Source organism: Acinetobacter sp. YH12201, from assembly GCF_013418145.1.
In the GTDB taxonomy this organism is placed as follows: Bacteria; Pseudomonadota; Gammaproteobacteria; order Pseudomonadales; family Moraxellaceae; genus Acinetobacter.
The window spans coordinates 1-5,654 of record NZ_VPCP01000125.1 but is presented as its reverse complement, the minus strand read 5'-3'; the positions used below and the strand labels follow the sequence as shown (position 1 = coordinate 5,654).

General features: G+C 41.7%; 5 protein-coding genes and 2 pseudogenes. 5 read left to right on the top strand and 2 right to left on the bottom strand.

Translation table 11 applies throughout. The annotated features are described in order from the left end of the window. Positions 1 to 104 (top strand): annotated as a pseudogene (locus FTU91_RS15445) (IS701 family transposase); the annotation flags it as partial. A gap of 71 nt (positions 105 to 175) precedes the next feature. Beyond that, a complete protein-coding gene (locus FTU91_RS15440) occupies positions 176 to 595 on the top strand; it encodes a tetratricopeptide repeat protein (RefSeq protein ID WP_180043463.1) in 420 nt (139 codons plus the stop codon). 48 nt (positions 596 to 643) lie between these two features. Here the strand turns inward: FTU91_RS15440 and ettA are convergent, their stop codons facing one another. Beyond that, positions 644 to 2,305: an energy-dependent translational throttle protein EttA gene (ettA, locus tag FTU91_RS15435; RefSeq protein WP_086197224.1), complete on the bottom strand. Its 1,662-nt coding sequence runs from the start codon at positions 2,303 to 2,305 to the stop codon at positions 644 to 646. A 324-nt stretch (positions 2,306 to 2,629) separates the two neighbouring features. Here ettA and FTU91_RS15430 point away from each other — a divergent pair, with 324 nt between their 5' ends. The 3 genes from FTU91_RS15430 to FTU91_RS16810 all read left to right on the top strand — a co-directional run bounded on the left by FTU91_RS15430 (position 2,630) and on the right by FTU91_RS16810 (position 5,502). Next, entirely contained in the window at positions 2,630 to 3,907 is a 1,278-nt protein-coding gene (locus FTU91_RS15430; RefSeq protein WP_086197225.1) for an O-acetylhomoserine aminocarboxypropyltransferase/cysteine synthase family protein, read from the top strand. Positions 3,908 to 4,217: 310 nt separating this feature from the next. Continuing rightward, positions 4,218 to 5,105: an SDR family NAD(P)-dependent oxidoreductase gene (locus tag FTU91_RS15425; protein WP_086197226.1), complete on the top strand. Its 888-nt coding sequence runs from the start codon at positions 4,218 to 4,220 to the stop codon at positions 5,103 to 5,105. A gap of 79 nt (positions 5,106 to 5,184) precedes the next feature. Then, the gene (locus tag FTU91_RS16810) at positions 5,185 to 5,502 is read left to right on the top strand and encodes a hypothetical protein (protein WP_180043466.1); all 318 of its coding nucleotides are present in this window, start codon (positions 5,185 to 5,187) and stop codon (positions 5,500 to 5,502) included. On the opposite strand, the pseudogene FTU91_RS16485 reads toward FTU91_RS16810, so the two are convergent. After that, positions 5,445 to 5,654: pseudogene (locus tag FTU91_RS16485) on the bottom strand (hypothetical protein); the annotation flags it as partial. The gene FTU91_RS16810 and the pseudogene FTU91_RS16485 overlap by 58 nt on opposite strands.

Sequence of the window (5,654 nt, the reverse complement as noted above, 5' to 3'; positions counted from 1 at the left end):
TATATCGTTGGCAGAAGAAATTATTTAGACCAATGATCAAAAACTTCATTGATGACTTTATTCTCGATAAAAATCATCTGCTACCACAGAGAATCTATAAATAATACTGCGTAAGTCCTAATATATTAAGAATATTGGATAAAAATCATTTAATCCAGATGATAAGGAGCTGAATATGATCCTGCATAAAATAGAACAGATCATTTACGCTTGGTTACCTTTATTCGACTCAACAAGACAAGGAAGACAAAATGCCCTTTCCGAAGTGCAAGCAGAATATGCACAAGGGCAATATTACGAAAAATTAGCGCTTGAACATCATCAGACCTTTGAACGCCTGCATGCCTATCAACACACATCAGAAAACAATCCTGCCATTCAGGATAAACGCAATGCAGTCTGGAACTTTTTAAGTGCGGCACTCAAAGGTCATCGTGATTCTCAGTATAAACTGGGCCTGTGTTATTTGAATGGTGAATTGGGTCTAGATAAAAATTATACCCATGCTCAGGAATGGCTCGAAAAAGCCGCCAAACAAGGTCACCCGGAAGCAATAAAGACTTTAATGTATAGTTATTCGCAAATTGCATTTTAATCAAAAAACCAGCCCGAAGGCTGGTTTTTTTCACATCAAAATCGGGAATTAAGCACCGATTTTACGATATTTTTGACGACGCGTTGCCAGATCATCACCATCGCGCTTACGGCGATATTCTTCAAACTCGGTATAGTTACCGGTGAAGAATTCTGGTGTTTCATTTTCAAATGACAAGATGTGCGTTGCAATACGGTCGAGGAACCAACGGTCATGCGATACCACCATCACAGTACCTGGGAATACCAGAATTGCATCTTCCAGTGCACGTAAGGTTTCGATATCCAAGTCATTCGATGGCTCATCCAGCAGGATCACGTTTGCGCCCATTTGCAGGATTTTCGCCAGTTGTAAACGGTTACGCTCACCACCCGATAAACTGCCTACACGTTTTTGCTGATCTTGACCTTTGAAGTTGAAGCGACCGATATACGCACGTGATGCGATTTCGTAATCACCAATCTTCAAGATATCCAGACCACCCGACACTTCTTCCCAAACGGTTTTGTTATCGTCCAAGGTGTCACGGATCTGACCCACGTAAGCGACTTTAACTGACTCACCCAAGGTTACCGTACCGGTATCGGGTTGCTGTTCACCAGTCATCATACGGAATAGCGTCGTTTTACCCGCACCGTTAGGACCAACAATACCTACAATCGCAGCTGGTGGTACTGTGAAAGACAAATCTTTATACAGTAATTTATCGCCAAACGATTTACTGATCCCTTCAACTTCTACAACCTTGTTACCTAGACGTGGACCAGGTGGAATGTAGATTTCAGAGGTTTCATTACGCTGTTGGAATTCGCGTGAGTTAAGTTCTTCAAAACGCTCCATACGCGCTTTGTTTTTCTTTTGCTGACCTTTAGCATTTGAACGAACCCATTCCAGTTCTTTTTTCAATGCTTTGGCAAAAGATTCTTCCTGCTTGTTCTCTTGCTCTAAACGGGCATTTTTCTGCTCAAGCCAAGAAGAATAGTTACCTTGGTAAGGAATACCATGTCCACGGTCAAGCTCAAGAATCCATTCCGCCACGTTATCTAAGAAGTAACGGTCATGCGTAATCGCAACAATTGTGCCAGGGAAATCTTTCAAGAAACGCTCTAACCAAGATACAGATTCTGCATCCAAATGGTTCGTCGGTTCATCAAGAAGTAACATGTCCGGCTTAGAAAGCAATAAACGGCACAGTGCAACACGACGACGTTCACCACCTGAAAGCAAGGTGACATCTGCATCCCAAGCTGGAAGGTTTAACGCAGCAGCTGCTTGATCCATTTGGTTGGTCAGGTTATGCGCATCCCAAGCGTGAATGATGGCTTCTAACTTTTCTTGCTCTTTTGCAAGTTTGTCGAAGTCAGCATCTTCCGCTGCATATTCAGCAAATACTTCATCCAGACGAGCCAAAGCATCCAATGGTTCACGTAAACCATCTTCAACGTTACCACGAACGTCTTTGTTAGGATCAAGTGGTGGTTCTTGCTCAAGGTAGCCGATTTTAATACCCGGTTGAGCACGGGCTTCACCTGAGAAATCTTTATCTACGCCAGCCATAATACGGAGCAAGGTCGATTTACCTGCACCGTTTAAACCAAGCACACCAATTTTTGCGCCTGGAAAGAATGATAAAGAGATGTCTTTTAAGATTTCGCGCTTAGGCGGAACCATCTTCGACACACGGTTCATCGTGTAAATATATTGGGCCACGTAGGACTCCTCTATAGAAAAAGCAACATTCGCACTCTACCCACAGCAGTATGCGAACAAATATTTGGCGGGCATTATACGATGAAAGTACAAAAAAAATAAGGCATAGCCTTCATCTTCAATAGAATGTTACAACTAATGGCATGTTGGTTTTTTAAACACAATCGCAGATACTCAGTTTTATTGAATTGTGACTGAATAAAACCCATAGATATAAGAAAATTAGATATTCTTTTCTAGAATACGCACTTTTATTCATATCCACAGGTGATAGACTGATGGCATAACCCACCGAAACAATTAACTCACTTAGATGATGTAAACATGACTTATAAAGATGAAACTTTAGCGATTCACGCAGGGTACAGCCCAGAACCGACCACAAAAGCAGTCGCCGTACCCATTTATCAAACCACTTCTTATGCCTTTGACAATACTCAACATGGGGCTGATCTGTTCGATTTAAAGGTTCAGGGTAATATCTATACCCGGATTATGAACCCGACGACCGCTGTCTTAGAGCAACGTCTGGCTGCACTGGAAGGCGGGATTGGCGCTTTGGCTTTGGCCTCAGGGATGTCAGCGATTACCTATGCCATTCAGACCATTGCCGAAGCTGGTGACAATATTGCGTCGGTTTCAACGCTGTATGGCGGTACATACAACCTGTTTGCCCATACTTTGCCTAAACAGGGCATTGAAGTTCGATTCTTTGATTACCAAAACCCTGAAGCCTTGCGTGGTTTAATTGACGAGAAAACCAAACTGGTGTTTGTCGAATCGATCGGCAACCCACTCGGCAATATCATCGATCTGGAAGCCATCTCTAAAATTGCTCATGAATATGGTGTACCGGTGATTGTCGACAATACCGTTGCCACGCCTGCCCTGCTTAAACCTTTTGAATATGGTGCCGACATTGTCGTGCATTCACTGACCAAATATATTGGTGGTCACGGCAATTCAATCGGCGGTGCCATTGTTGATAGCGGTAAATTCCCTTGGGGCAAATATCCTGAACGTTTCAAAGTATTAAATACACCTGACCCAAGTTATCATGGGGTTAATTATGTCGAAGCCTTAGGTGCGGCTGCCTATATTGCCCGTGCGCGTGTGGTCCCTCTACGCAATACCGGTGCTGCCATTAGCCCCCTCAGTGTATTCCTGATCCTGCAAGGCTTAGAAACATTGAATCTGCGAATGGAGCGTCATACTGAAAATGCACAAAAGGTCGCGGAATATTTACAGCAGCATCCGAAAGTCAAATGGGTCAATTATGCTGGTTTAAAAGATCATCCTCAGCATGCGCTGGCACAAAAATACGTGAAAGGTAAACCTTCAGCAATTCTGTCTTTTGGTGTGCAAGATGGTCGTGAAGGCGGAACACGCTTTATTGATGCCCTACAACTCTTTACCCGTCTGGTCAATATTGGCGATGCGAAAAGCCTGGCCTGCCATCCTGCCACTACCACCCATCGTCAGCTCAATGAAGAAGAACTGAAGTCTGCAGGGGTGAGTATTGATATGGTCCGTTTATCTGTCGGTATTGAACATATTGATGATTTAATTGCAGATTTGGAACAGGCATTGGCGCAAGTTTAAAGCTTTGGATTAGAGTACAATTTAGCCTTCTTTCTAAACGAAAGAAGGCTACTTTTATTTGAGTATAATTTTTTGATTATTTCTCTTTGCTTTGGTTTTAATTCATGGTAAAAATTAAATAACAGTTAAAACAATAATAGAGCAATTACTCTAATTATATTTGTAAATTCAATTACTTATTTGTAGATTTTTTCCTAACATTCGCTATTATAAATGGCTCGAGAATAGCTTAAATTCCCCAAATTTTGAGCGCTAGAATCAACTAAAAAAATAATCTAAATTTTTATTCTATTGAAACCAGGAAAATATTGTGAATTCTAAACTAGAGAAACTTTTTCAGAATCGAGTCAACGGCAAAGTTGTTTTAATTACTGGTGCATCTAGTGGTATTGGTTTAACCGCTGCACATAAACTCGCCGATGCCGGTGCACATGTTCTGTTGGTGGCTCGTACCAAAGAAACATTAGATCAAGTCAAACAAGAAATAGAAGCCAAGGGCGGCAAAGCATCTGTTTTCCCATGTGATTTAAATAACATGGAATCTATTGATGAGGTATCAAAAGAGATTTTAGCCTCCGTAGACCATATTGATATCCTGATCAACAATGCAGGACGCTCAATTCGTCGTGCAGTTCATGAATCGACCGACCGATTCCATGATTTTGAACGCACCATGCAGCTGAATTACTTTGGTGCAGTACGTTTAGTGATGAATATTCTGCCACAAATGATGATTCGCCGGGATGGCCATATCATCAATATCAGCTCGATTGGTGTCTTGGCCAATGCGACACGTTTTTCCGCTTATGTGGCTTCTAAAGCTGCACTGGATGCATTCAGCCGCTGTCTGTCTGCCGAAGTCCATTCGCATAAAATTGCCATTACTTCAGTTTATATGCCATTGGTTCGTACCCCAATGATTGCACCAACCAAAATTTATAAATACGTACCCACCCTGTCTCCGGAACAGGCAGCCGATTTAATTGCCTATGCGATCGTGAAACGCCCGAAAAAAGTTGCGACCCACTTAGGCCGTTTGGCTTCAATTACCTATTCTATTGCTCCAGACATTAACAATAAATTGATGTCAATTGGTTACAACCTGTTCCCGAGCTCTTCTGCTTCGGTAGGTCAACCACAAAAACTGAATTGGGTTCAAAAAGCGTATGCACGTTTGTTCCCGGGTGAGCATTGGTAAAATTGTGCAATAAAAAAGCCAGTCAATAGACTGGCTTTTTTATGTTATAAACACCCATCATTTTTGTTTTTAGATTTTTATGCGGATTGCTGCTCTCATTTTCCAATATGCCTGTTTTGCCTTTGCTCTTTTTCTTTGCTATCAAGTCGGTACTTCTCTATACCTGCAAGATTATAAATTGATGGATATCGTCAGCGATATCGGTACTATTTTAATTTGTATCGATTTAGGCGTATTCCTACATTTCAATAAGTCTCTGGCATCGCTAAAAATGAAAAACGCTTCTCAGCAGCCTGCTGTTCGGGTTTCAACGATAGAAAAAATCACGCGTAAGTTGGGTCATTTGGGTATTATTCTGATTATCTGTAGCTGGATTGTGCCAATCATTAATTCGTAAAAATCAAATAAAAACCTCCCAATTGGGTAATGCCAGTCAGTTAAGAAATTGACTGGCATTTTCTTGGGTATTTCTGTGGTTTTAGCTTCACAACCCTGGGACAATTTCTTTTCCTTCTCTCCGGCAAGATATACATCCTTGCTTGTTCCAAC